25 protein-coding genes are annotated in these 23,952 nt (G+C 70.4%); 14 read left to right on the top strand and 11 right to left on the bottom strand.

Annotated features, from left to right (window positions below):
- Positions 1-50 precede the first annotated feature (50 nt).
- From EPL04_RS09655 to EPL04_RS09640, 4 genes are all read left to right on the top strand, one after another.
- The gene (locus tag EPL04_RS09655; protein ID WP_134671132.1) at positions 51-1,367 is read left to right on the top strand and encodes an aminotransferase family protein; all 1,317 of its coding nucleotides are present in this window, start codon (positions 51-53) and stop codon (positions 1,365-1,367) included.
- A gap of 152 nt (positions 1,368-1,519) precedes the next feature.
- On the top strand, positions 1,520-2,656 hold the full coding sequence (locus EPL04_RS09650) for a 60S ribosomal export protein NMD3 (protein ID WP_134671131.1): 1,137 nt from the start codon (positions 1,520-1,522) through the stop codon (positions 2,654-2,656).
- Positions 2,653-3,669 (top strand): class I SAM-dependent methyltransferase, encoded by a 1,017-nt coding sequence (locus EPL04_RS09645; RefSeq protein WP_134671130.1) that lies wholly within the window; start codon positions 2,653-2,655, stop codon positions 3,667-3,669. Before EPL04_RS09650 ends, EPL04_RS09645 begins: the two co-directional genes overlap by 4 nt.
- Before the next feature lie 79 nt (positions 3,670-3,748).
- Positions 3,749-4,186 carry an MOSC domain-containing protein gene (locus EPL04_RS09640; protein WP_134671129.1) on the top strand — a complete coding sequence of 146 codons (438 nt, stop codon included), beginning with the start codon at positions 3,749-3,751 and terminating at the stop codon, positions 4,184-4,186.
- A 3-nt stretch (positions 4,187-4,189) separates the two neighbouring features.
- Here the strand turns inward: EPL04_RS09640 and EPL04_RS09635 are convergent, their stop codons facing one another.
- Complete coding sequence (locus tag EPL04_RS09635) at positions 4,190-4,984, bottom strand: aldo/keto reductase (protein WP_134671128.1); 795 nt, start codon at positions 4,982-4,984, stop codon at positions 4,190-4,192.
- Positions 4,985-5,173: 189 nt separating this feature from the next.
- Here EPL04_RS09635 and EPL04_RS09630 point away from each other — a divergent pair, with 189 nt between their 5' ends.
- Both EPL04_RS09630 and EPL04_RS09625 read left to right on the top strand, forming a co-directional pair.
- Positions 5,174-5,395: a hypothetical protein gene (locus tag EPL04_RS09630; RefSeq protein WP_134671127.1), complete on the top strand. Its 222-nt coding sequence runs from the start codon at positions 5,174-5,176 to the stop codon at positions 5,393-5,395.
- Positions 5,396-5,581: 186 nt separating this feature from the next.
- Positions 5,582-5,902: a 4Fe-4S dicluster domain-containing protein gene (locus EPL04_RS09625; RefSeq protein WP_134671126.1), complete on the top strand. Its 321-nt coding sequence runs from the start codon at positions 5,582-5,584 to the stop codon at positions 5,900-5,902.
- Positions 5,903-5,952: 50 nt separating this feature from the next.
- Here EPL04_RS09625 and EPL04_RS18750 read toward each other — a convergent pair whose 3' ends face one another.
- Positions 5,953-6,117, bottom strand: a complete 165-nt coding sequence (locus tag EPL04_RS18750; protein ID WP_167599451.1) for a DUF6757 family protein — start codon at positions 6,115-6,117, stop codon at positions 5,953-5,955.
- A 32-nt stretch (positions 6,118-6,149) separates the two neighbouring features.
- Entirely contained in the window at positions 6,150-6,944 is a 795-nt protein-coding gene (locus tag EPL04_RS09620) for a PHP domain-containing protein (protein ID WP_134671125.1), read from the bottom strand.
- Between the two features lie 124 nt (positions 6,945-7,068).
- On the opposite strand from EPL04_RS09620, the gene EPL04_RS09615 reads away from it, so the two are divergent.
- Positions 7,069-7,353, top strand: coding sequence for a DUF5789 family protein (locus EPL04_RS09615; protein ID WP_134671124.1), 285 nt, complete (start codon positions 7,069-7,071; stop codon positions 7,351-7,353).
- Between the two features lie 295 nt (positions 7,354-7,648).
- Here the strand turns inward: EPL04_RS09615 and EPL04_RS09610 are convergent, their stop codons facing one another.
- A complete protein-coding gene (locus EPL04_RS09610) occupies positions 7,649-8,656 on the bottom strand; it encodes a DUF5784 family protein (RefSeq protein ID WP_134671123.1) in 1,008 nt (335 codons plus the stop codon).
- A 169-nt stretch (positions 8,657-8,825) separates the two neighbouring features.
- Between EPL04_RS09610 and EPL04_RS09605 the strand changes: the two genes are divergently transcribed.
- Positions 8,826-9,002 carry a DUF5786 family protein gene (locus EPL04_RS09605; RefSeq protein ID WP_244605532.1) on the top strand — a complete coding sequence of 59 codons (177 nt, stop codon included), beginning with the start codon at positions 8,826-8,828 and terminating at the stop codon, positions 9,000-9,002.
- 25 nt (positions 9,003-9,027) lie between these two features.
- On the opposite strand, the gene EPL04_RS09600 is transcribed toward EPL04_RS09605, so the two are convergent.
- Positions 9,028-9,891: a YkgJ family cysteine cluster protein gene (locus EPL04_RS09600; RefSeq protein WP_134671121.1), complete on the bottom strand. Its 864-nt coding sequence runs from the start codon at positions 9,889-9,891 to the stop codon at positions 9,028-9,030.
- 165 nt (positions 9,892-10,056) lie between these two features.
- Between EPL04_RS09600 and EPL04_RS09595 the strand changes: the two genes are divergently transcribed.
- Complete coding sequence (locus EPL04_RS09595) at positions 10,057-10,266, top strand: DUF7561 family protein (RefSeq protein ID WP_134671120.1); 210 nt, start codon at positions 10,057-10,059, stop codon at positions 10,264-10,266.
- 79 nt (positions 10,267-10,345) lie between these two features.
- On the top strand, positions 10,346-12,175 hold the full coding sequence (locus EPL04_RS09590) for a helicase C-terminal domain-containing protein (RefSeq protein ID WP_134671119.1): 1,830 nt from the start codon (positions 10,346-10,348) through the stop codon (positions 12,173-12,175).
- 251 nt (positions 12,176-12,426) lie between these two features.
- Here EPL04_RS09590 and EPL04_RS09585 read toward each other — a convergent pair whose 3' ends face one another.
- From EPL04_RS09585 to EPL04_RS09565, 5 genes are all read right to left on the bottom strand, one after another.
- Positions 12,427-13,590 (bottom strand): acyl-CoA dehydrogenase family protein, encoded by a 1,164-nt coding sequence (locus EPL04_RS09585; RefSeq protein WP_134671118.1) that lies wholly within the window; start codon positions 13,588-13,590, stop codon positions 12,427-12,429.
- A 66-nt stretch (positions 13,591-13,656) separates the two neighbouring features.
- Positions 13,657-14,076 carry a DUF7344 domain-containing protein gene (locus tag EPL04_RS09580; protein WP_134671117.1) on the bottom strand — a complete coding sequence of 140 codons (420 nt, stop codon included), beginning with the start codon at positions 14,074-14,076 and terminating at the stop codon, positions 13,657-13,659.
- A gap of 157 nt (positions 14,077-14,233) precedes the next feature.
- Positions 14,234-14,944 carry a type 1 glutamine amidotransferase gene (locus tag EPL04_RS09575; protein WP_134671116.1) on the bottom strand — a complete coding sequence of 237 codons (711 nt, stop codon included), beginning with the start codon at positions 14,942-14,944 and terminating at the stop codon, positions 14,234-14,236.
- Positions 14,945-15,020: 76 nt separating this feature from the next.
- Complete coding sequence (locus tag EPL04_RS09570; protein ID WP_134671115.1) at positions 15,021-16,532, bottom strand: class I adenylate-forming enzyme family protein; 1,512 nt, start codon at positions 16,530-16,532, stop codon at positions 15,021-15,023.
- Between the two features lie 85 nt (positions 16,533-16,617).
- Entirely contained in the window at positions 16,618-17,412 is a 795-nt protein-coding gene (locus tag EPL04_RS09565; RefSeq protein WP_134671114.1) for an alpha/beta fold hydrolase, read from the bottom strand.
- A 108-nt stretch (positions 17,413-17,520) separates the two neighbouring features.
- Between EPL04_RS09565 and EPL04_RS09560 the strand changes: the two genes are divergently transcribed.
- The 4 genes from EPL04_RS09560 to EPL04_RS18745 are packed head-to-tail and all read left to right on the top strand — an operon-like array spanning position 17,521 to position 21,117.
- A complete protein-coding gene (locus EPL04_RS09560; protein ID WP_134671113.1) occupies positions 17,521-18,684 on the top strand; it encodes an HD domain-containing protein in 1,164 nt (387 codons plus the stop codon).
- A 60-nt stretch (positions 18,685-18,744) separates the two neighbouring features.
- Positions 18,745-19,845: a YhjD/YihY/BrkB family envelope integrity protein gene (locus tag EPL04_RS09555; protein ID WP_245154549.1), complete on the top strand. Its 1,101-nt coding sequence runs from the start codon at positions 18,745-18,747 to the stop codon at positions 19,843-19,845.
- A 44-nt stretch (positions 19,846-19,889) separates the two neighbouring features.
- Positions 19,890-20,087 carry a DUF4177 domain-containing protein gene (locus EPL04_RS09550; RefSeq protein ID WP_134671112.1) on the top strand — a complete coding sequence of 66 codons (198 nt, stop codon included), beginning with the start codon at positions 19,890-19,892 and terminating at the stop codon, positions 20,085-20,087.
- Positions 20,080-21,117, top strand: coding sequence for a hypothetical protein (locus EPL04_RS18745; RefSeq protein WP_167599450.1), 1,038 nt, complete (start codon positions 20,080-20,082; stop codon positions 21,115-21,117). The genes EPL04_RS09550 and EPL04_RS18745 overlap by 8 nt, the downstream gene beginning before the upstream one ends.
- 52 nt (positions 21,118-21,169) lie before the next feature.
- Here the strand turns inward: EPL04_RS18745 and alaS are convergent, their stop codons facing one another.
- A complete protein-coding gene (gene alaS, locus EPL04_RS09545) occupies positions 21,170-23,947 on the bottom strand; it encodes an alanine--tRNA ligase (RefSeq protein ID WP_134671111.1) in 2,778 nt (925 codons plus the stop codon).
- Between the last annotated feature and the right edge of the window lie 5 nt (positions 23,948-23,952).

Genomic DNA, 23,952 nt, shown 5'->3' with positions numbered 1-23,952 from the left:
CGGCCTGTCCGGTGGCGTGTCTTTATATCGCCGGGCGTTCATGCGCGAGTATGAGTCACGGTATGCAGACCCACGAGTTCGACGATCCGCTCGCTCACTGGTCGGACGGTGACGGGACGGTCCCGACGATCACTCGCGGCGACGGCGCGTACGTCTACGACGAGGAGGACCGCGAGTACCTCGATTTCATCTCGCAGCTCTACTGCGTCAACGCCGGCCACAGCAACGACGCGATCGTCGACGCGATGACCGAGCAGGCCCAGCGGATCCCGTACGTCTCCTCCTCGAAGCACAACGACGCCCGGTCGGAGCTGTCGTCGCGGCTGACCGAGATCGCGCCCGACGGCCTCTCGGACGTGTACTTCGCGGTGTCGGGTAGCGAGGCCAACGAGTCGGCGGTCAAGTTCGCCCGCGACCACCAGGACGCCCACAAGGTGCTCACCCGGTGGCGGTCGTACCACGGCGGCACCTACGGCGCGGGCTCGCTGACCGGCGACCCCGGGACGCGCGCGACGCTCGAACGCCACGCCGCCACCTCCGGGTCCGGGAAGTTCCTCCCGCCGCTCCCGAAGGCGTTCGACGCCGAGACGCCCGAGGAGCTCGCAGAGCAGGCGGCCGACCACCTCGAGTTCGTCATCCGCAACGAGGGGCCCGACTCCATCGCGGCCATCCTCACCGAGCCCGTCGGCGGCACCAGCGGGGCCTACCCCGCGCCGCCGGGCTACTTCGAGCGCGTCCGGGAGCTCTGTGACGAGTACGACATCCTGCTCATCTCCGACGAGGTGATCGCGGGGTTCGGTCGGTGCGGCGACTGGTTCGGCATCGGCACCGAGGACGTGACCCCGGACATGATCACGTTCGCCAAGGGCGTCACGAGCGCGTACGCGCCGCTGGCGGGCGTGCTCGTGAACGACGCCGTCGCCGACGAGCTCCGGTCCGACGGCATCGACGTGGGCCAGACCTTCGGCGGCCACCCGGTCGCCTGCGCCGCGGGCCTCGCCGCGATAGACGAGTACGAGGACGGGCTCGTCGACAACTGCCGGGCGCTCGCGCCGACCCTCGAAGAGGGGCTCCGCGGGCTCGAAGCCCACGACGCGGTCGCCGACGTCCACGGCCGGGGGTTCCTCTGGGGGATCGAGTTCGCCGACCCCGAGACGGGCGAGCCCTTCGTCGATCCGTGGGCCGGCGACGACGGCGACAACCCCGTCGCCGAGGTCCGCGAGATCGCCTCCGACCGCGGCGTGCTGGTCGGCGGCGGCCGCCCCGAGATCCAACTCATCCTCTCGCCGCCGTTGTGCATCGGCGAGGCCGAGATCGAGCGGGCCGTCGACGTGCTCGACGACGCGATCGGCGAAGTGTTCGGGTAGCCCGGCCGATCGGTCGCTCGGCCGCCGGCGTTTTCGCTCCGGCGACCGAACTCCCGGCGTGACCGTTCGATCCGCTCGCGGGCGTCGCGTCCTCGTCGGCGCCGGGATCGCGGTTCTTCAGACTTAAACCCGCGAACCCCCTACCACGCACCATGACTACCGACGCCCGCCGGTTCTGCCCGAACTGCGGGGACCCCATCGAGACCGACCCCGCCGAGCGCCCGGTGGTGCCGGGTGCGACCGGCGCCCGCGGCAAAGAGCAGACGCTCTGTGACGCCTGCTACTTCGACCGGTTCGACCTCGTCGACGCGCCCGACCGCATCGAGGTGCTGGTCTGTGCCCGGTGTGGCGCGGTCCACCGCGGCAACCGGTGGGTCGACGTGGGCGCTCGCGACTACACCGACATCGCGGTCGAGGAGGTCAGCGAGTCGCTCGGGATCCACCTCGACGCCCGCGACGTGACCTGGCAGGTCGAACCCGAACAGGTCGACGAAAACACCATCCGGATGCACTGTTATTTCACCGGCATCGTCCGGGACACGCCGGTCGAGGAGGAGGTCGTCGTGCCCGTCAAGATCTCTCGCCAGACCTGCACGCGGTGCGGTCGGATCGCCGGCGACTACTACGCCAGCGTGGTTCAGGTCCGTGCGCGCGACCGGACGCCGACCGGCGAGGAGGTCGAACGCGCCGAGGCCATCGCCGAGGAGATCGTCGCCGACATGGAGGCGACCGGCGACCGCGACGCCTTCGTGACCGACGTGAGCGAGACCGACGACGGCCTCGACGTCAAGGTCTCGACCACCAACATCGGCAAGAAGATCGCCGCCAAGGTGATCGAGGAGTTCGGCGGGAGCTACTCCGATTCGGAGACGCTCGTGACCGAAGACGAGGACGGCGAGGAGGTCTACCGAGTGACCTACGCGGTCCGACTCCCGCCGTACGCGCCGGGCGAGATCATCGACCTCGCCGACGACGACGGCGGGCCCGTGCTGGTCCGGAGCGTCCGTGGGAACCTCAAAGGCCTCAGACTCACCACGGGCGAGCCCTACGAGGCCGGCTTCGAGGACGGCGATGCGCCCGAGGCCCGGCGGCTCGGACGGATCGAGGACGCCGAGGAGACTACCGTCGTCACCGTCGAGGACGACCGGGCGGTGCAGGTGCTCGACCCCGAGACCTATCAGGCCCGGACCATCGCCCGCCCCGAGTACATGGACGCCGAGGCCGACACCGTCCCCGTGTTCAAGAGCCGGGCGGGCCTCCACGTCGTGCCCGACCGGGACGAGGCATGACCGGCGACGACGCGCTTGCGGCGGTCGTCCGCAAGCCCGAGAGCGAGGCCGCCATCGCCGCCCTCCGGGCGGAGGGAGTCTACGACGCGACCCGGAAGGTAACCGAGTACAGCGAGAAGACCGTGGCGCTCCCGGTGACCGACCCGCCGGCCGAGACCGCGGTGCTCGACGTGGTCGAGCAGGTCGACCCGGAGCGGCGCCTGCCGGATCTGGCGGCCCACCTCCGCGAGCGCGGGTGGTCCGACGACGAGATCGAGCGCGCTCCGGGGTCGTGGGCGGTCGTCGGGAGCGTCGTGCTCGCGACGTTCCCGGCGGACTGTCCCGACCGTCGGGCGGTCGGCGAAGCGTTGCTCGACCTCCACGGCGAGGCCGACACCGTGGTGGCCCGCGAGGGGATCTCGGGCGAGCACCGCGAGCCCTCGGTGTCGGTCGTGGCGGGCGCGGGCGACACCGAGACGGTCCACACCGAGCACGGCACCCGCTACGCGCTCGATTTCTCGACGGTGATGTTCTCGCCGGGCAACAAGGCCGAGCGCGCCCGGATGGGCGAGGTCGTCGAGTCGGGCGAGCGCGTGTTCGACATGTTCGCGGGCATCGGCTACTTCACTCTCCCGATGGCCCGGGCGGGCGCGGCGGTGACGGCGGTCGAGCGCAACCCGGGGGCGTTTCGCTACCTCGCGGAGAACGCGATGCTCAACGATGTCGCCGACCGGGTCTCGGCGTTTCGCGCGGACTGTCGGGACGTGGACGTCGATCCCCCGGCCGACCGCGTGGTGATGGGCTACTACGAGGCCCACGAATATCTCGACAGCGCGCTCGCGGCGCTCGCGCCCGGCGGCACGATCCACATGCACGAGGCCACCCCCGAAGACCTGCTGTGGGACCGACCCGTCTCGCGGCTCCGGGCGGCGGCCGCCGACCGCGACCGGGAGGTGGCGGTCCTCGATCGCCGGAAAGTCAAGAGCCACAGCGAGGGCGTCTGGCACGTCGTGGTCGACGCGACCGTCGAGTGATCGGCCGGACGACGCGAGCGCGGGACGCTCCGGCCCTGCGGCGCACGACGTTTAAGTCCTCTCGGCGAGAGGCCGACGTATGAACGGAACGGGTACTGTCGAAGCCATCCACCTCGCGCCCGAGTCGGGCGCGGACGTCGAATCGGTCGGTGCGGTCGAAGCGCTCGCGGGCCGCGGACTCCGGGGGGACCGTCACTTCGGGGACGGGGGCGGCGGGCTCACGCTCATCGAGTCCGAGGCGCTGGCGGCCGCCGAGCGCGACGGCTTCGAACTCCGGGACGGCCGCCACCGGCGGAACGTCACCACCAGCGACACCGCGCTCAATCACCTCGTCGGCGAGCGGTTCCGCGTCGGCGACGTGGTCTGTGAGGGCGTCGAACTCTGCGAGCCGTGTCGCCACCTCGAATCGCTGACACGGGAGGGCGTCGTCTCCGAACTCCTCCACCGGGGCGGGCTCCGGGCGGACGTCGTGGAGTCGGGTACGCTCGAACGCGGCGACGAGATCGAGCCCCTCTGAGCCCTACGCGTCCCACGCCGCGCCGTCGGGGTCGACGCGTCGCTCGCGGCGCTCGATGGCGTCGATGCGGGCCACTTCCTCGTCGGTGAGCGCGGGCGGGTCGAAGTTCGCCCGGAGGTGGGACTCGCCGGTGGCCTTCGGGATGGGGACGACGCCGTCGCGCTGGGCCAGCCACGCGAGGCTGACCGCCTCGGGGCTCACGTCGCGGTCGTCGGCGACGTCGGCCAACACGTCGACGTCGCCGGCCTCTCCCTGCAGTAGCGGGGCGTACGCGACCACCGTGATGTCGTGTTCGCGGCAGTACGCAAGGAGGTCGTCCTGCGGGAGCAGGGGGTGCATCTCGACCTGATTGGCGGCGATCGGCGCGTCGAGAATCTCGCGGGCCTCCGCCAACAGATCGACCGTGAAGTTGCTCACGCCGACGTGTTCGGTCTTGCCGGTCGCCGCGAGCCGGTCGAACGCGGGCAGGGTCGCCTCGGCGTCGTAGGCGTGGGTCGGCCAGTGGACGTAGAACAGGTCGACGGCGTCGACCCCGAGCCTGTCGAGGCTCTCGTCGGCAGTCCGGGCGACGTCCTCGGCCGCGAGGTTCGTCGGGTGGACCTTCGTCGCGAGGAAGATCTCCTCGCGCGGGACGTCGCTGGCGGCGATGCCGTCGCCGACCGCGGCCTCGTTGTCGTACATCTGGGCGGTGTCGACGTGTCGGTAGCCGAGTTCGAGCGCGGTTCGGATCGTCTCGGCACACTGATCGGGCTCGTCGTTCCCGGAGGTGCCGAGGCCCGGACTGGGAATCGTGGTCACGAACTGTTCGTGTCCGCGGGCGGGCAAAAAGGTACGCGCGCCGGCAACCCCGCCCGCGACATCGCGGCTCCGGGATCCGACCGCCCCGGCGGTCGACGTGCCCGTCGGCGCGACGACCGCGGCGCGAGACGGCTTCTGGCGGAACGACGCGGACGAAAGAGCGAAGGCCGCGGGCGGCCACGATCACGCATGGTCAGCGATTCGCGGTTGGCGCTACTCGGCGTCGGCGGCGCGGCGAGCCTCTGCTGTGTCGGGACCGGTGCGGTCGGCGGTGGGGCCCTGACCGGCGGCGCGGTCGCCGGCGGGCTCGGCGGGAGTCTCGCGCAGGTGGCGGTGACGGTCGTCACCGTCGCCGCGCTCGGACTGGCGTGGCAGCGGTTCGGCCCCGAGCCGACCGGCGATCCCGAGTAGCGACGTCGACGCCGACTGGCGCCGGACTGACTTAAACGGTCAGCTCTCGACGCTGTACGGAAACGACCGGACCGCTCCCGTCCCCCGTTTTTAGCCCGGCCTAAATCGTTTCCCCGACCCGTGGATTTAAGTAAAGAGCATCGTTTTAAGTACCCTTCCGCCTGTAATACGAACAGGTGACCACCGATGGCTATTGACCCGCAATTCCACGAAAACCGCGAGCAGATCGACACTCACGAGGGCCACGACGTGTGGGGTCCCGTCGACGAACCCGAGCAACTCGGCATCCACGGCACCCACGTCGCGGTCGACTTCGACCTCTGTATCGCCGACGGCGCGTGTCTGGAGGACTGCCCGGTCGACGTGTTCGAGTGGGTCGACACGCCCGACCACCCCGAGAGCGAGAAGAAGGCCGACCCCGCCAACGAGGCCCAGTGTATCGACTGCATGCTTTGCGTGGACGTGTGTCCAGTCGACGCCATCGACGTCGACGCTGGTCGGGCCTGAGACGAGACTGGCGGCGCTGAGACGCCCAGAACCGATCGTTTTTCGACGCGCTACTCCGGGCGATCGACGTCGAGCTCCTGGCGGAGCGACGCCAGCGCGTCGGTGTCCGCGAGATACTCGAACTGCTCGCGGAAGTGCTCCTCGCAGAGGCCGACCCGGACGCCGCCCTTCTCGGGCGCGAACGACGCTTCCCGGTCGCAGTAGTGACACCGCATGACCCACTGTAGGGGCCCCACCCGGTTTAACTCTACGCCTGCGGGTCCACCGCCGACCGGAAGTGTCGGTACTCGGGCTTCGAGAGCCCCGCCAGCCCGAGACGCCGCTCGTGGGCGTCGCTCCCGCCGGTCGGGACGAGGTCGTGCTCGGCGATCGCGCGCTCGACCGGTCGGGGGTCGACCTCTCGGCCGTAGGGGTAGTAGCGCTCGACCGCGTCGAGGTGGCGTGTCAGCCCGAGCGCCGCCTCGGGATCGTCGTACCGGTACGGGTGGGCGAGTCCGACGAGCCCGCAGGCCGCCTCCAGCAGTTCGACGCCGCGCTCGAAGTCGGTCACCTCGCGGGGGACGAAACAAGGGCCGTCGTCGCCGATGAGCTCGTCGAACGCCCCCTCGTAGCCGTACCCGGTGTTGGGGTGGTCGTCGATCGCGCGAGCGACGTGCGGGCGGCCGAGCCCCGCCCGCGGTTCGAGGTCGAGTTCGATCCCGAGCCGGTCCTCGACGCGCTCGATGAGCTCGCGGCCGCGCTCGATCCGGTCGGCCTGTATCCGATCGAGCTCCTCGCCGAGCGCGTCGGTCGGGCTGACGCCGTAGCCGAGCAGGTCGACCCGCTCGCCGTGGGGCGCCTCGACCCTGAGTTCGATGCCGTGGACGACGGTCACGCCGTCGATCGTGCCGACCGGCGCCGCGAGGTCCGGGTTGAGTCGGTCGTGGTCGGTCACGGCGACGACCGAGACGTCGGCCTCGCGGGCGGCCGCCGAAATCTGATCGAGCTGTAACTCGCCGTCCGAGTTGGTCGTGTGGACGTGGAGGTCCGCGAAGACGCTCATACCCTCCGAACGAAGCCCACCGACGAAAGGGCTTCGCAACCGACAACACGCCATTAAACTCCTTAAGGACGATCATACTGTCCGACGACAAGCTTTATCATTAACATCCATGTAGATTCTGTCGATGTCACTGAAACAGGCGACGACCGCGCTGGACCGCCACGACTACCCCGCGACCTCCGACCAGCTCGCCGACTCGTACGACGACTACGAACTCGACCTCCCCAACGGCACCGAGTCCCTCGGTGAAGTGTTCGCGCGCGGCGCCTCGGAGACGTTCGCCGACGCCCGCGAGGCACAGGCCACCATGTACTCGGCGGTCAGTAGCAAGGCAATCGGCCGCGAGGGGTACAGCGACCGGGACCCGACGGTGCTCGGCACCGACGGGCCGGGTCAGGTTTCCTTCTAACCGACCTTTTCCTGCGGGCGGCGCACAAACGCGCCGCCCTTGCAAAAGCTCGATCAAAACCACTGCGGGCCTCCCGATGGTCGGCCCTTGGGCCGCTCGCTCGGGCTTCGCCCTCGCTCGCGGTAGAATTACTGGGACGCCACAGCACCGCGACCGCACCGCATCTGCACCGCCCCGCGTCCGCACAGCACCGCGACCGCCCCGCATCTGCACCGCCCCGCGTCCGCACCGCACCGCGACCGCCCCGCGTCCGCACGGCACCGCCTCGCGACCGCTTTCTACTGCGTCGGGACTGTTACACCCACTCGACGGCGCCGTCGAGGTCCAGCGGGACAGATCCCTTGCTGTACGCTTCGATCCGGCCGGAGGGCCGCGGTCGGAACACGACCGCGGGTCGGTGGCGCACGCCGGGCTGTTCGCCCCTGACGGCGGCCCACTCGTCGTCGCGGAACCCCGAGCAGTCGACGAACAGGACCGCGCCGCCGCCGTGTTTCTGGAGCTGGCCGGAGGTCTTGGTCTCGGCGGTCTCGCGGACCGCGGCGACCGGAGTCGACGCCCGCCGGCGGGTCGGCGGTCGCGGTCGGGTGACCTCGACCAGCGGCGACTCGCCGTCGGGCGTCTCGGCCCGGAAGTCGAGCGAGTGGCCGGTCGTGACCTCGATCTCGGGCGTGAGGCCGTAGTCGGCGTCGGTCAACAGCTTGGCGACGCTGAACTCGCTCATCGCCGACGCCATCCTGACGGGGTCGACCTGCGGGCTCGTTCCGAGCTTGCTCGCCATCGTATACCGGTAGTCGTCGAGCACGCCCGTCGAGAGGAACTCCTCGTAAAACGACAGCACCGCCTCGCGGGTCGTGTCGGGAAAGCCCGCGGCGTGTTCCCGGAAGAACTCCCGGGTGGAGTGGCGACCGTCCTTCGAGAACAGCACGGGCAGGAAGAACCACGAGAGGTGGTCGTACTCGGCCAGCCACGGCGCCTCGACCTGCAGGTCGCCGAGCAGTTCGCGCTGGGCCCACCGCGCGACGGGGTAGGGAACCTCCTCGAAAGTATGTTTGTCGGTGCGCCAGAGCGCCGAGGGGGTCTCGGTGTTGCCGAGCCAGAACGCCTCCTCGTCGTCGAACGCGAAGAGCGCGAGGTCGCCGTTGTCCATCTCGATCCGGAGCGCCTCGTAGCCGTTCGGTCCGGCGTAGTGGGGCGTCCGGCGGGTCGCGCCGAATTTCCGGTCGAGGGGTTCGCGCAGGTCGCGTTCGACCCTGTCGTCTGTCCACCGCTCCAGAGAGCGGCGAAAGCGGAGCGGGCTTGCCACGGGCGACAGTTGTCCCGCGGGGAATTTACGTGTTGTGACGCTCGCGGCCCGTCGTTCGCCGAGCGATCCCGCGTCCGCCCGCGATTCCGACCTGCTTTCGAGGCGATAAATCGGTGTTATTATCCGTTACATTCATTACGGCGGCTTTCCAATCATGAGTGTGGTTGTCATGTCAATGGGTGCCTATGACGAAGACGAACACGAGCGCCGGGAGCGCAAGAACAACACGGTCGACGTGAGCGAGGACGACGACCGGACGACCTACCACGGGACCGTGGAGTACGACTCCGGCGACTCGACCGAGGATCTCCTCGATCAGTTCGAAGCCATCAAGGCCGAGCAGTAGCCCGTCGTCTGTTCTGCGCTCGCGTCTACTCGGTCCAGCCGGGGGTCTGGGGTGCGCCCCGTTCGCCCTCCACGCGATCGGCGACGCCCGGGTCGGGCGCCGGCGCGCCGGCGTCGTCGGCCCGGTCCTCCCAGTCCGGGACGGCCCGTCCGACCCACGAGTCGGCCTCGCGGGCCCGATCGAGCGCGCGCTCGAACCGCTCGCGGTTCACCGTCGCGGTGCCGGGTGCGGCCGCGACCGCCGCCGCGACGAACAGCGTCCGGTCGTCGGCGGTCAGTTCGCCGCGTTCGGCGCGTCCGACCACGCCCGAGAGGCGGTCGGAATCGGGGAACGCGAACACCTTCTGGCCGAGCGCCTGCGGGCCGAGCAACAGCGCCGAGAGGTCCGCGGGCGGGTCGTCGTCGAGCAGTCGGTCACCGCCGAACGCCGCCTCGACGCGCTCGCATTCGGTCTCGCTCCCCAGTTCGAGGTTGTGGCCGGGGTACTCGGCGCACTCCTCGGGGTAGACGTCGGCGTCGTGGATCCGACACTGGAGGGTCGTCGGATCGAGGAACGCACAGGTGGGGAGCCACGTCGGATCGGCGCCGAACGGCGCGACCGGCTTGGGCGCCTTCCGGAGCCCGAGGAAAAACACCGGTCGGTCGTCGACCGCCGCGACCGGGACGCCGTCGATCTCGACGCCGTCCCCGTCGCGCCAGAGCCGCGGGGTCAGCGCGTCGGCCAGCCCCGCGTCGAGGAACGCCCGCGCGTCGTCGCGGGTCAGCGGCACGAGGTTGTACGCGTCGTCCAGCGGCGTCCGGGGCCCCCGGCGCTCGTGGTCGCTCGGCTCGGGGGAGAGCGCCCGCCAGTCGATGCAACAGCCGGCGCAGTCCTCGCAGTTCACCTCCATGACTACTCCGTGGGTTCGTCTCGGAGTCGCATAAGGCTCCGGGCGAGCGTCTAACTGTCGCGGGTCCCAAACGTCCGACATGAACCGAGAGCACGCCGACGGCGACTCGACCGACGCGAGCCGGTCGGCGGCAGGGCTATGGCGCTGGGACCGCTCTCCAGACACATGGCAAGCGAGACCTGCGAGGGGTGTGGCGACCGAGTCACGATCGCGGGCGGCATCGCCAACATCTGGACGCTCGAACACGACGCGACCGGCGGGATGACCCTCGAACTCGACAGCGACGGGAGCGAGCACTTTCTCTGTTTCGACTGCATCGACCGTCTGCCCGACGACCCCTCGGGGGCGGACGTGGCCGCGCTCGATCGGGAGTGACGGCCGGCCCGGGGCGAGCCGGGGCGGCCGACCGGCGGTTCCGGTGGCTTTAGGCTCCCGGCTCCCGTCCCCTCCGACAGTGAACCCCGAGCGGATTTTCGAAGCCTTTCCGGCGCCTTCCTATCGCGGCACGCAGCGCGCCGCGCTCGAAGACATCCGGGACGCGTTCGCCGACGGCAACGACGTGGTGCTGGTCCGGGCGCCGACCGGCAGCGGCAAATCCCTGCTCGCCCGGGCAATCGCGGGCTGTGCCCGCCGGCCCGACGACGCCGCGCCGAGCGACGCGACCGGCGCGTACTACACCACCCCGCAGGTGTCCCAGCTCGACGACGTCGCCGAAGACGACCTCCTGACCGACCTCAAGATCATCCGGGGCAAGCGCAACTACTCCTGTATCCTGCCCGACGAGACCGACACACCCGTCGATCGGGCCCCCTGCGCCCGCGAGACGGGGTACGATTGCTCGGTCAAACACCGGTGTCCGTACTTCTCGGACCGGGCCATCGCCAGCAACCGGGACATCGCGGCGATGACCCTCGCGTACTTCATGCGGACCGCGGGCTCGGAGGTGTTTCGCAAACGCGACGTGGTCGTCGTCGACGAGGCCCACGGGCTCGCCGAGTGGGCCGAGATGTACGCGACCATCGACCTGAACCCCCGGACCGTGCCGATCTGGGAGGACCTGAAGGTGCCCGAGATCACCGGGCTCGACCGCGCGGTAGCGTACGCCGACCGGCTCGCCAACGTCTGTCGGCGGCGCAAGGACGAACTCCTCGCCCAGCAGGCGCTCGAGCCGAGCGAGGCCGCCGAGCGCGACCGCTTGCAAGAGCTGATCGGCGAACTCGACTGGTTCGTCGAGGACTACCGCGACGCCGAGAGCGCGACGACGTGGGTCGTCGACCAGCCCGACGGCGCGGGCACGGCAATCACGATCAAGCCGATGAACCCCGAGCGATACCTCACCCACACCGTCTGGGAGCGCGGGAACAAGTTCGCCCTCCTGTCGGCCACGATGCTCAACAAAGACGCCTTCTGCCGGCAGGTGGGGCTGGCCCCCGACGACGTCGCGCTGGTCGACGTGGACCACACTTTCCCGGTCGAGAACCGCCCGCTGTACGACGTGACCCAGGGGAAGATGACCTACGACCACCGCGACGACACGTTACCGGATATCGCCCGCGCGCTCGTCCGAATCATGCAGGCCCACCGCGGCGAGAAGGGGATCGTCCACGCCCACTCGTACGCGATTCAGGAGCGACTCGCCGACCTGCTCGGGGAGTTCGGCGTCGACGACCGGCTACGGCTCCACGACAAGGACGACCGCGACGCCCAACTGGAGGCGTGGAAGGCGACCGACGGCGAGGAGGTGTTCCTCTCGGTCAAGATGGAGGAGGCCCTCGACCTGAAAGGCGACCTCGCGCGGTGGCAGGTCATCTGCAAGGCGCCGTTTCTCAACACCAGCGACTCCCGGGTCGCCCACCGGCTCGAAGCCGGCCAGTGGGCGTGGTACTACCGCGCCGCGCTCCGGACGGTGATCCAGGCCTGCGGGCGGGTGGTCCGGTCGCCCGACGACTACGGCGCGACCTACCTCGCGGATTCGAGTCTCCTGCAGGTGTTCGATCGGGCCGAGAGCGACACGCCGCCGTGGTTCGCCGACCAGATCGACCGGATGACGGCGCCCGACCTGCCCGCCTTCGATCCGGCGAGCGCGAGCCGGTCGGTCGCGGGGTCGGGACGCCGGTCGGGCGGCCGGTCGTCGTCGGCCGGCACGTCGTCGCGGGACGCCGGGTCCTCACGGAACGCCGGGGCGGCCGACGAGTCCGAATCCGGCGGCCGGTCCCGGTCGCGCTCGGCGGGCGGCTCGGACCGAAAGAGCCCGATGGCCGACGTGTGGGACGACAGCGTGTAGCCGCCGGAGGAAGCGCCGACGAGGCGACGACCGCCGCGAGCGCGTCGCGGTCTCAGAAGAACGACGCCGCGTAGGCCACGCCCGAGGTGATCATCAGCAACACGAGGAACAGCGAGATGAGCTTCTGACGCGTGTCATCGTCCATGTCGGGCCGAAGCGGGCCGAGCGAAATAACGGTTTGGGTCGCGTCCGCGGGCCCCCTCCGCGGTCGGGCCGACCGCGGTGTCCGGACGACGGAGGGCGCGGCGAGACTACTCGTAGGCGGCGATGCCGGTGAGGTCCTCGCCGAGGATCAGGGTGTGGATGTCGTGGGTGCCCTCGTAGGTGTACACCGTCTCCAAGTTCGCCATGTGGCGCATCGGCGAGTAGTCGCCGGTGATGCCGTTGCCCCCGAGCATCTCGCGGGCGACCCGCGACTGGTCGCGGGCCATCCGGACGTTGTTGCGCTTGGCCATCGAGACGTGCTGGGGGCGCAGATCGCCCCGCTCTTTGAGGTCGGCCAGCCGGTGGGCGAGCAGTTGGCTCGTCGTGATCTGGGTCGCCATCTCGGCGAGCTTCTGTTGTTGCATCTGGAAACGGGCGATCGGACCGCCGAACTGGTCGCGCTCGGTGGCGTACTCGCGGGCGGTCTCGAAGCTATCGCGGGCCGCGCCGACCGCGCCCCAGGCGATGCCGTACCGCGCCTGGGTCAGACACGACAGCGGGCCCTTCATCCCCTCGACGCCGGGCAGGACGGCGTCCTCGGGGACGTAGACGTTGCTGAGTCCGATCTCGCCGGTGACGGAGGCCCGCATCGAGAGCTTGTCGTCGATCTTGTTGGTCGAGACGCCGTCGCGGTCGGTCTCCACGAGGAAGCCCCGGACCGGGTCGTCGTCGGCCGACCGGTCGCGGGCCCACACGATCGCCACGTCGGCGATCGGGGAGTTGGTGATCCACGTCTTCGAGCCGTTGAGGACGTACTCGTCGCCTTCCTTCTCGGCGTAGGTCTCCATCCCGGAGGGGTTCGAGCCGTGCTCGGGCTCGGTCAGCCCGAAACAGCCCACGAGCTCGCCCTCCCCGAGGCCGGGGAGCCACCGCTCTTTCTGTTCTTCGCTCCCGAAGGCGTGGATCGGGTACATCACGAGCGCGCCCTGCACGCTCGCCATCGACCGGATGCCGGAGTCGCCGGCCTCGAGCTCTTGCATCAGCAGGCCGTAGGCCTTCTCGCTGACGTTCGGCGAGCCGTACCCCTCCAGATTGGGCGCGTAGAACCCGAGCTCGCCCATCTCGGGGATGAGATCGGTCGGGAAGGTGCCGTTCTCGAAGTGGTCGGCGATGTCGGGCTTGACCTGTTCGTCGACGAAGCGTCGGGCGGTGTCCCGGATCATTCGCTCTTCTTCGCCGAGGTCCTCCTCCAGCGAGACGTAATCGAGCATACAAGAGGGTGTGGCCCCGACCGTGAAAAACGCTCCTACTCCACGGGCGGGTTGCCGGTAGGTCGCTTACAGATCGACGTTGCCGTCGCGCTCGATCGCGACGTCGAGGTACGCGTCGGCCTGCTCGGCGTGTGGCCCCCGCCGAACCACGCCCTCGCGCTCGTCGTACTCCACCATCCCCATCATCGACAGCTTCGGCAGTTGGGTGTGTGTCAGCGAGGTGGCGACGCGCTCGCGGTGCTCCTCGGAGACCAGATCGATCGGCTTGCCGGTCTCCCAGGTCGCGACGCACTCGACGACGTCTTCGATGTCGACGGCCGCCTCGGCCTCGCGCACGCAGGCGAGTACGTACCTCCCCCGGCGAGACGCGAGCGCGTCGAAGACGTTGTCCTGTGACACCGGGGGCGTGTCGGCGTCCGGCCGTCGGGTCGTCGCCGTCGGGTCGCCGTCCGCGATCGGGCTACCGCCGGCTAATTTGTCTCTCATTCCCCACTGATACGATCTCGACGGGCGTGTGTCTGGTGGTTCACTGATAACGGTGTTTAAAAGCGTCTCGTCGAGAATCGCCCGACTGCGATCCTCGACGACGTCGGCTCGCGGCGGGCGCGGAGTCGCCGTCGGTCCCGCGCCGGACGAGCCGGCGTCAGGCCGCGGCCGCGTCGGTCTCGGCGTCCGCGTCCCGGACCTCGCGGGCGTACTCGCAGAAGTTCTCGAAGACGATCTTCGCCTCGCAGGCGGCGTCGTAGTTCTCCTCGTGGATGCCGTCGAGGACCCGCTGGAGCCGCTCGTCCGGGAGGTCCTTGCCCTTGGTGACCTCCTCGGCGGTCGCCATGTCGTACTCCGGGTGGAACTGGACGCCGAAGGCGTGGCCCTTCCGGAAGCCGTGGTTCGAGTAGTCGTTGACCGCGAGCTCCTCGGCGCCGGGCGGGAGCTCGGCGACCGCGTCCGAGTGGGTGGTAAAGGCGGTAAAGCGGTCGTCGACGCCCTCGAACAGGACCGACTCGCCCGTCCGCTCGACCTCCCGATAGCCGATCTCGTACTCGCCCATGTCCCGGACCTCGCCGCCGAGCACGTCGGCCAGAAGCTGGTGGCCCCAACAGACGCCCAGACACGGCAGACCCGCCTCGATCGCCTCGCCGACCCACTCGCGGGTCGGCTCGATCCACTCCTCGTCCCAGTAGACCGACGAGCGAGACCCCGAGATGACGACCCCGTCGAAGTCGAGGCTCTCGGGTAGCTCGCCGCCCGTCGCGTCGAACTCCACGAGGTCGGCGTCGAGTTCCCGCCGGAAGTTCCGCCGGGTCGCGTCGCCCTCGTGGGCGGCGTTTACGAATGCGATGCGAAGTCGACTCATCGTGTTGTTCCAAACACCTCTCGGACAAAAGAGGTTCCCCTACGGGCAGTTCTGCCGGTATTCCGGATCGGGACCGCTACTCGGTGTCGAAACGCTCCTCGCCGCCGAGTTCGCGCCGGAGCTTCGCGCGGTCGGGCTCGCCGGTCGATCGGCGCGCGAGCGACTCGACGACGGTGACCTCGCGGGGCACCGCCGCGTCGGGGAGCCGGTCGGCGACGAACGCCCGGAGCTCGCCGGGCTCGGCGTCGCCGACCACCGCCGCCAGCGACTCGCCGCCCCCGACGACCGCGCCGGCCTCTCGGACCTCCTCGTGAGCCTCCAGCTCGCGCTCGACCTCCCGGGGGTGGACCCGGCGCTCGTCGCCGACCGCGGCCTCGGCGGCCCGCCCGAGCACGAAGTAGTCGCCGCCCTCTCGGTAGGCGTGGTCGCCGCTCGGGACCCACTCGGGGAACGTCTCGGCGTCGCCGACGTACCCTCGGGCGGTGACGGGGCCCCGGATCTGTAGCTCGCCGACCTCGCTCTCGGCGACCGGCTCGCCCTCCCAGACGATCCGGGCCTCGCAATCGGGGAACGGCCGACCCACGCAGTCGGGGTCGGGCGGGTCGGCGTCCTCGCGGTCGACCGGCCGGTAGAGGTCGTTGGGCCCGGTCTCGGCCCGGCCGTAGGCTCGCACGACGGGGGCCCGCTCGGCCAGCGCCGCGCGAGCGTCGGTCGGGAGCGCCGACCGCGCGCCGATCCACTCGACGCTCCCGAAGTCGGTCGATTCGAACGCGTCGTCGGCGATCAGTTCGCGGTACTCGGTCGCGCCCGCGAACAGCGCGGTCGCGCCCCGCTCGATCGCCGCCAGCGCGCGCTCGGGAGCGAACGCCCGGAGGAGGTCGACCCGGCCGCCGACGTACAACAGCGGCAACACCAGCCGGTGGAGGCCGTCGGTGTCCGACACCGGCAACAGGGTCGGCGCGCGGTCGCTCCGACCGAGCCCCCACGCCGCCGCGGCGGTGATGCAGTTCCACTCGACGGCGCGCGCGGGCAGGTCGACGACGCGCCCGGCGGCCGGCGGGTCGGCGTTCAGCGACTCGCCCGGCCGATCCGGTTCGGAATCGGTCTCGCCGACCGCCGGCCGGTCGGCCTCCTCGCGGGTGTGGAGGTAGAGCAACGACCGGTCCGGGTCGGGGTCGGCGGCCTCGTAGTCGGCCCCCTCGCCGTCGCGCAGGTCGTCGAACGACCGGCTCCGATCGTCGGCCACCTCCCGGACGAGGTCGCGCTGGGCCGGTTCGTGGACCACGACCGCCGGGTCGATCGCGTCGAGGGGCGCCCGGACCGTCGCGGGCGTGAGCCGGTGGGAGATCGGCGCGAGCACCGCGCCGAGCCGCCGGGCCGCGAACACTAACGCGATCGTCTCGATCCGGTTGCGCGAGACGACCGCGACCGCGTCGCCGGCGCCGATCCCGCGGGCGGCGAGCCCCCTCGCGAACGCGTCGGCCCGCGAGTCGAGGTCGGCGTAGCTCGCGTCCCGGCCGTCGGTCGCGTCGGCGACGGCGGTTCGGTCCCCCCACAGCGCCGCCCGGCGTTCGAGCGAGAGCGTCATGCACGCGGGTTCGACGCCGGCCACCGTAGGCGTTGTTGCGGAACGGGCGCGATTCGGGCGGCGCCCGGTCGCTCTACCGCCCGAGCTACTCGTCTTCGCGACGCTCGTCCAGAAAGCCGACCAGCGCGTCGTTGACCGCCTTCGAGCGCTCGACGAAGAAGAATCGCTCGCCGGGGAACCCCCGGAACTCCCCGTTCGGCAGGCCGTCGGCCAGCCGCCGGCCGTCCTCGATCGGGACCACCCGGTCGCCCTCGCCGTGCAGGACGAGCGCCGGCAGGGTGATCTCGTAGAGCCGGTCGCTCGCGTCGAACGCCGCCATCGCGTCGAGGTGGCCCCGCGCGGCGTCGCGGTCGGCGTCCTCCTCGCGGCGCCACGCCACGACGTCTTCGACCAGTTCGTCGGTGTCCAGCAGTTCCTCGCCGGCCACCGGGTCGAGCGACCGTCGGAGCGCCGCGGGGTCGTCGGCGTCCGCGAGCAGTCGGTCGCGCACGCCGTCCGGGAACATTTCTGTGCGCGGGCCGCCGGCCGAGGTCCCGAGCAGGCTCAGGCTCCGGCCCCGCGAGTACTCGAGGGCGTACTGGAGCGCGACCATCCCGCCCAGTCCCGCGCCGACGAGGTGGGCCTTGCGCGCGCCGTGGTCGGCGAGCACGGCGTCGAGGTCCGCCGCCATCGCCGCGACCGAGTACTCGCCCGGATCGTCCGAGCGCCCCGTCCCGCGCGCGTTCGGGACCACGATCTCGCGACCGCCGGCGAGCCCGGGGTACTGCCAGCTCCACTGCCAGGCGCCGTACCCCGCGTCGGCGAGCAGTACGACGGTCTGGTCGCCGTCGCCGTCGGCCTCGTAGTAGAGCGAGACGCCGCCGTTGTCCGCGTATGGCATGGCCGGCGGTTCGGCGCGCCGGCGCTTGAGTGGTTCGCTCTCCGGCCGCTTTCGGCTCCCCGCCGGGAGACGGACGCTTTTTGTCCCGCGTGGGGCAACTCCCGGACCATGGAAGCGATCAAGGACAGCGTCCACGACCACATCCCCGTCTGCGACCTCGCGGCCGACCTGCTCGACACCCCCGAGCTCCAGCGGCTCCGCCACATCAAGCAGCTCAGCACGGTCCGGCTGGTCTACCCCTCCGCGAACCACACCCGGTTCGAGCACAGCCTCGGGGTCTATCACCTCGCCAGCGAGGCGCTCGACCTGCTCGGGGTCGAGGACCGATCCGCGCTGGCGGTCCGGGCCGCCGCGCTCCTCCACGACGTCGGCCACGGTCCGTACGGCCACCAGACCGAGGGGATACTCGAACGCCGGCTCGGGCGCCACCACGACGAGGTCGCCGACCTGCTCGCGGACGGCGACCTCGCGGCGGTGCTCGAAGCCCACGGGCTCGACCCCGGCGAGGTCGCCGCGCTCGTCGCCGGCGAGGGGGCGCTCGGCCAGCTGGTCGCCGGGGAGCTCGACGTCGACCGGATGGACTACCTCGTCCGGGACGCCCACCACACCGGCGTCCCCTACGGCACCATCGACCACTCGCGGCTACTGGCGGCGTTGCGGTTGCGCGGCGAGGACCTCGTCCTCGCCGAGGGCAACGTCCACGCCGCCGAGAGCACGCTTGTCGCCCGCACGCTGATGAACGCGACGGTGTATCGCCACCACGTCTCGCGCATCGCGGGCGCGATGCTCGAACGCGCGGGCGAGCGCCTGCTCGACTCGACCGACCTCCGGACCGAGGCGTTCGCCCGGATGACCGACGACCGACTGCTGGGGGCGCTCCGGGACTGTCCGGCGACCGAAGACGCCGCCCGCCGGCTCGAAGAGCGGGACCTCTACAAGCGGGCGGTGTGGGCAGAACTCGACGACGTTCCCGAGTCGGTTGTCACCGCCGACCACGAGACCGTCCGGGCGTTCGAGCGCGAGATCGCCTCGACCGCCGGAGTCGATCCCGAGTCGGTGCTGGTCGACACCCCCGGCGAGCCCGGGGTGCCCGAGTCGTCCACCCGGGTGGTCGTCGACGGCGAGATCCGTCGGCTGAGCGAGGAGTCGCCGCTGGTCGAGGGACTGCGGGCCGCGGGCCGGGCCCAGTGGCGGTTCGGCGTCTACGCGCCCGCCGAGTCGGTCCCCGAGGTCGGCGCGGCGGCCGAGCGCGCGCTCGGGATCGAGACCTGAATCCGGCGGCCGGCCGCCACGGGCAGAGGCGTTTTGGTCCGCGCGCCCGTGTGTGTGTCCGTGGGGGTTCCGGAGGAGGTGGGCCGCGTCGCCGTCGAGACGTGGCGCGAGGCTCGCGACCGGCACGTCACGTTCATGGCGGGGAGCATCGCGTACCACGCGTTCGTCTCGTTGCTCCCGCTGTTGCTGTTCTTGCTGTTCGCGCTCTCGACGGTCGGTAACGCGGCGCTCACGCGCCGGCTCACGTCGATCGCGGGGACGTTTCTCACGCCGTACGCCCGGCGACTGCTGTTCGACTCGCTCGACGCCGGGTCGGCGCTGGCCGGCATCTCGGTTCTCGGTGCGCTCACCCTCCTGTGGGGGATGTCGAAGATCTTCCGCGGGCTCGACGTGGCGTTCTCTCAGATCTACGGGATCCGCGAGCGCAAGTCGCTACTCGAGCAGTTCGAGAACGCCGCCGTCGTCTTCCTCGCGCTCGGGTTCGCGGTCGGGCTCCTGGCTCTCGCCGGCGCGATCGGCTCGCTGACGCCCGATCTGCCCTACCGGACGGTTCTCAATCCGCTACTGCTGGTGGTCGGGCTCTCGGTCGCGTTCTTCCCGATCTACTACGTGTTCCCGGACGTGCCCGTCACCGCCCGCGAAGTCCTCCCGGGCGTGGTGCTGGCGGCGATCGGATGGGCGACCCTGGAGGGGATCTTTCACGCGTACGTGACGGTCGCCGGCCGGTACGAGGCGGCCTACGGGACCCTCGGGAGCGTCTTTCTGGTGCTCGTCTGGCTCTACTTCGGCGGGGTGATCCTCCTGTTCGGCGCGGTGCTCAACGCGGTGTTGGCGGGCCGGACGCGCGACGAGCACGCGCTCGGGATCACCGACGAAGCGAGCGCCGCGGGACCGATCGAAGAGCGCGGCCCCGACGCCGGCGTCCGGTCGACCGACGGCACCGACGACCGGCCGCGCGTCGTCGCCCGCGACGGCCGGGGAGCCGACCTCGAACCGACCGTCGAAGCCGAGGACGCCGACCTCGGCGCGGAGGTCGCGCGACTCGCGGCCGAAAACGAGCGCCTCAAGCGGCGCAACGAGGCACTCACTCGGCATCTGGAGCGCCAGCGCGACTCGGAGTCGGTGTGGGAACGGGCCAGACGACGACTGTTCGGCGAGTAGCGCGGCCCCACAACATATACGGCTATGTCTCGACTATCGCACATATGCCGACGTGGGAGTACCGGACGCTCCGACCGCCTCGCTCGAAGACGATGGACGAGGCGGTCGATCCGGAAGCCGAACTGAACGAACTGGGCGCCGAGGGATGGGAACTCGTCGAGACGGTCGACTACATCGGGGGCGGAACCAAGTACCTGATCCTCAAACGGCCGGCGTCGGGAAGCGAGGACGCGCATGCGTGAGGGCGACGGCGACGACCACCCCCTGACCGGAGACGACGTCGAGACGGGCGACACCGTCCGCGCCCGCGCCGACGAGAGCAGTCTCAAACTCCGACTGTTGCTCCAGACGAACCGCCTCGTGGTGACCGCGGGGCTGGCCGGCGTCGTCTTCGTCGCGTTCGCCGGCGCGGGCGCGGTCCTCACCGCCTCGTTTCGAACCGTCGCCGCGAACACCAGCGTCCTCGATTACCTGTTCTCGTCGATGCTCGGGGCGCTCATCACCGGCGTGACGCTCGTCGTGACGATCAATCAACTGGTGCTCTCTCAGGAGACCGGCCCGCTCGGCGACCAGCACCAGCGGATGAGCAACGCGATGGACGTCCGCAAGTACGTCGCGGACCTGATCGGCGGGACGCCGCCGGCGGACCCGTCGTCGTTTCTCGCCGCGCTGGTCCGCCAGAGTCGGGACCGCGCCGAGGCGTTCCGGGACGCGGTCGCCGACGCCACCTCCGAGGACCTCCGCGAGGAGACCGCGGTGCTCACCGGCGACGTCATCGAGAACGCCGCGGTCGTCGACGCCCGCCTCGACGGCGCGCAGTTCGGCACGTTCGACGTACTGTCGGCGGCGCTCAGCTTCAACTACTCGTGGAAGGTGTTTCACGCCGAGCGGATCGACGAGGAGTACGATCTCACCGACGACCAGCGGGCGGTGCTGGACGAGCTTCGGACCGCGCTGGTGATGTTCGCGCCGGCCCGCGAGCACGTCAAGACGCTGTACTTCCAGTGGGCGCTCGTGGACCTCTCGCGGCTGATCATGTACACCGCCATCCCCGCCATCGTCGTCGCGGGGGTCGGGATCACGTTCGTCGGCCCCGACTCGTTCCCCGGCGCGACGCTCGGGGTCAGCAACCTCCTCTGGGCCGTTTCGGTGGGGTTCACCGCGACGGTCGTCCCGTTCTTGTTACTCGTCTCGTACATCCTGCGCATCGCCACGGTGGCAAAGCGCACCCTCGCTATCGGCCCGCTGATCCTCCGAGAATCCGAGCGCTGACCGTCGATCGCGGGCTCTCGCCCGACGGGCCTCCTCGCGAGGGACCAACTCGCTACGCGTTCCGGACCGTCTTGAGCACGTCCGGCGCGTCTTCGAGCGCCTCGTCGAGCTTCTCGGCGTCGGGGCCCCCGCCCTGCGCGAAGTCCGCGGGACCGCCGCCGCCCCCGCCGACCTTGGCGGCGAGTTCGCCGACGACCTCGCCGGCGTTGACGCCGACGCCGTCGGGGACCGCGACCACGAACGTCGCGCCGTCGGCGCCGCTGGCGATGACCGCGATCTTCCCCTCGTCTGCGAGCGCGTTCGCGGTCGCCCGGAGCTCGTCCATGTCGGCGTCGATGCGCTGGACCACCGCGGTCGCGTCGCCGACGTCGACCTCCTCGCCGCCGCCCGAACCGCTCGCGCGGGCGGCCGCGAGCTCCTCTTTGAGGTCCTCGATCTGCTTGCCCCGCGCCTTCCACTCCTCGAAGAACCGCTCGGCGGTCTCGGGGACCTCCTCGGGGGTCACGTCGAGGATCTCGGCGGCGTCGGCGAGCGCGGCGTCGGTGCGCTGGGTCGCCTCGACGGCGGCCTCGCCGGCCGCGAACGTGAGGCGCTCGACGCCGTCCTGAACGCGCTCGGTGTTCAGGATCTTGATCGTCCCCACGTCGCCGGTGCGCTGGACGTGGGTCCCGCCACAGGCCTGAACGTCCTCGGCGACGTGGATGAGCCGGATGTTCATCCCCGCCGGGATGCCGCCCTGATAGAGGTCGAAGCCGTACTCCTCTTCGGCCTCGTGGCGGTTTGGCCACTCCTGCTGGACCGAGGTGTTCTCCATCACCAGCTCGTTGGCGACCCGTTCGATCTCCTCGCGGGTCTCGCGGTCGATGCGCTCGTAGTGGCGCACGTCGATGCGCGAGCTGTCGACGCCCTTCTGGGCGCCGGCCTGCCGGACGTGCTCGCCAAGCACCTCGCGGGCGGCGTGGACCACGATGTGGGTCGCGGTGTGGTGGCGCATCAGCCGGCGGCGGCGCTCGGCGTCGATCTGCCCGCGGACGATGTCGCCCTTCGAGACCGCCTCGTCGGTCCGGTGGAGGACGACCCCGTCCTCGATCTGGACGTCGGTGACCTGCACGCTGGCGTCGTCGGTCGAGAGGGTCCCGCGGTCGGCGGGCTGGCCGCCGCCCTCGGGGTAGAACATCGTCTGGTCGAGCACCACGTCGAAGCCGTCCTCGCGATCGAACACGTCGAGGACGACCGCCTCGAAGTTGGTGCCGTACTGGTCCTCGTAGTACTGGCGTTCGGTCTTGGGGAGTTCGGCCAGCGTGTCGTCGTCTCCCTCCTCCTCGTCGAACGCCTGCTCGCCGTCGTGGCGCGAGGCGACGAGGCTGTAGAAGTCGTCGGGCACCGAGACCTCGGTGCCGAACTCGGCCGCGATCTCCTCGACCATGTCGGGCTGGATGCCGTGCGAATCGTACAGCTCGACCAGCTCGTCGGTCGGGATCGGCTCGCCCTCCTCGGCGTAGCGCTTGGCGAGGCGCTCGACCCGGCGCCCGCCCTGTTCGAGGGTCTCGCGGTACTTCTCGACCTCGGTCCGGACGATGTCCCGGACCGTGTCGCGGTTCTGGTAGCCCAGCCGGTCGGCCTGCATGTCGACGAGCTCGTCGAGGGGCGCGTCGACGCCGACGTTGTCACAGAGCCGCTTGGTCCGCCGGAGCACCATCCGGACGAGATACCCCGTCCCGACGTTGCTCGGGACGATGCCGTCCCCGAGCATGTACGCTAGCGTCCGGCAGTGGTCGGCGACGGCGTAGATGTCTTCGAGGGGTTCGAGTAGCGCCTCGAGTTCGCTCGTGGCGACGCCGAGCTGGTCGGCGATGTTGTCCCGGGCGGCCTCCATGTCCTCGGCCTCGTCGATGTCCATGTGGCCCGCGAGCTTCGAGGCGCGGTGGACCAGCTCGGCCTCCGCCTCGGAGTGGTCGATGCCCGCGTTCTCCTTGAGGAACGAGATCATCTCGGGGTAGACCGCCTCGTACACCGTCGGCGTGCCCTGCGAGACCCACGTCCACCGCTCCAGCCCGTAGCCGGTGTCGACGATGTACGTGTCCATCTTCGAGTAGCGGTTGCCGTCTTTCATCTCGTAGTCGCCGTCGGCGTCCTGCTCCATCGACATGAAGACGAGGGTGGCGAGTTCGGCGCCCCGGTAGATGACCTCGATCGCGGGGCCGGCGTTGCCCCCGCCGACCCACGGGTCCTCGATGTAGGTGATCTCGTCGAGGTTCGCGCCCATCGACTCGAAGAACTCGTCGCAGTACTCGACGGTCTCGTCCTTCCAGTACACCTCGCCCTGATAGGCGTACTTGTCGGGGTCTTCGAGGTCCTCGCGGGCGTTGAACGCGTGGTGGGCCATCATCTCGAACGCCATCGTGTGGCGACCGGTCTTGCCCACGTTGTCGATGTCCTGCATCCGGATGCAGGGCTGGCTGATCGTCAGCGGGTTGGCCGGCGGCGGCGTCTCGCCCGACGTGACCAGCGGCTGGAAGTCGTAGATCGACGCTTGGGTGAGCAACACGTCGTCGCGCCATCGGTTGGCCGCGACCGGGTAGGGGTCGATGCGCTCGTGGTCGTGGTCCTCGAAGAACGAGAGGAACGCCTCGCGCATCTCCTCGAGGCTGTGCTCGTCGTCGAATCCCGGGTTGTCGATGAAGCCGTACTCCTCGCACGGGGGCTCCCCGCAGGTGGTGCGGTCGGCGTCGCGCGTCCAGAAGTGGGCGCCACACTCCGAACACTCCTTTCGAACGAAGCCCTCGTCCTCGAAATACTCGAGGCGATACTCCGCTTCGAGTTCGCTCATTATTG

The organism is Halorussus marinus (genome assembly GCF_004521895.1).
GTDB classification, from domain to species: Archaea; Halobacteriota; Halobacteria; order Halobacteriales; family Haladaptataceae; genus Halorussus; species Halorussus marinus.
Note: the sequence above shows the minus strand (reverse complement) of the source record. Positions and strands in the feature narration are given on the sequence as shown.

What these genes read in the sequence shown, in the direction of transcription:
- EPL04_RS09655 (WP_134671132.1), top strand. Translation starts at nt 51, where the DNA reads ATGAGTCACGGTATGCAGACCCACGAGTTCGACGATCCGCTCGCTCAC.
- EPL04_RS09650 (WP_134671131.1), top strand. Translation starts at nt 1,520, where the DNA reads ATGACTACCGACGCCCGCCGGTTCTGCCCGAACTGCGGGGACCCCATC.
- EPL04_RS09645 (WP_134671130.1), top strand. Translation starts at nt 2,653, where the DNA reads ATGACCGGCGACGACGCGCTTGCGGCGGTCGTCCGCAAGCCCGAGAGC.
- EPL04_RS09640 (WP_134671129.1), top strand. Translation starts at nt 3,749, where the DNA reads ATGAACGGAACGGGTACTGTCGAAGCCATCCACCTCGCGCCCGAGTCG.
- EPL04_RS09630 (WP_134671127.1), top strand. Translation starts at nt 5,174, where the DNA reads ATGGTCAGCGATTCGCGGTTGGCGCTACTCGGCGTCGGCGGCGCGGCG.
- EPL04_RS09625 (WP_134671126.1), top strand. Translation starts at nt 5,582, where the DNA reads ATGGCTATTGACCCGCAATTCCACGAAAACCGCGAGCAGATCGACACT.
- EPL04_RS18750 (WP_167599451.1), bottom strand. Translation starts at nt 6,117, where the DNA reads ATGCGGTGTCACTACTGCGACCGGGAAGCGTCGTTCGCGCCCGAGAAG.
- EPL04_RS09620 (WP_134671125.1), bottom strand. Translation starts at nt 6,944, where the DNA reads ATGAGCGTCTTCGCGGACCTCCACGTCCACACGACCAACTCGGACGGC.
- EPL04_RS09615 (WP_134671124.1), top strand. Translation starts at nt 7,069, where the DNA reads ATGTCACTGAAACAGGCGACGACCGCGCTGGACCGCCACGACTACCCC.
- EPL04_RS09605 (WP_244605532.1), top strand. Translation starts at nt 8,826, where the DNA reads ATGTCAATGGGTGCCTATGACGAAGACGAACACGAGCGCCGGGAGCGC.
- EPL04_RS09600 (WP_134671121.1), bottom strand. Translation starts at nt 9,891, where the DNA reads ATGGAGGTGAACTGCGAGGACTGCGCCGGCTGTTGCATCGACTGGCGG.
- EPL04_RS09595 (WP_134671120.1), top strand. Translation starts at nt 10,057, where the DNA reads ATGGCAAGCGAGACCTGCGAGGGGTGTGGCGACCGAGTCACGATCGCG.
- EPL04_RS09585 (WP_134671118.1), bottom strand. Translation starts at nt 13,590, where the DNA reads ATGCTCGATTACGTCTCGCTGGAGGAGGACCTCGGCGAAGAAGAGCGA.
- EPL04_RS09580 (WP_134671117.1), bottom strand. Translation starts at nt 14,076, where the DNA reads ATGAGAGACAAATTAGCCGGCGGTAGCCCGATCGCGGACGGCGACCCG.
- EPL04_RS09575 (WP_134671116.1), bottom strand. Translation starts at nt 14,944, where the DNA reads ATGAGTCGACTTCGCATCGCATTCGTAAACGCCGCCCACGAGGGCGAC.
- EPL04_RS09570 (WP_134671115.1), bottom strand. Translation starts at nt 16,532, where the DNA reads ATGACGCTCTCGCTCGAACGCCGGGCGGCGCTGTGGGGGGACCGAACC.
- EPL04_RS09565 (WP_134671114.1), bottom strand. Translation starts at nt 17,412, where the DNA reads ATGCCATACGCGGACAACGGCGGCGTCTCGCTCTACTACGAGGCCGAC.
- EPL04_RS09560 (WP_134671113.1), top strand. Translation starts at nt 17,521, where the DNA reads ATGGAAGCGATCAAGGACAGCGTCCACGACCACATCCCCGTCTGCGAC.
- EPL04_RS09550 (WP_134671112.1), top strand. Translation starts at nt 19,890, where the DNA reads ATGCCGACGTGGGAGTACCGGACGCTCCGACCGCCTCGCTCGAAGACG.
- EPL04_RS18745 (WP_167599450.1), top strand. Translation starts at nt 20,080, where the DNA reads ATGCGTGAGGGCGACGGCGACGACCACCCCCTGACCGGAGACGACGTC.
- alaS (WP_134671111.1), bottom strand. Translation starts at nt 23,947, where the DNA reads ATGAGCGAACTCGAAGCGGAGTATCGCCTCGAGTATTTCGAGGACGAG.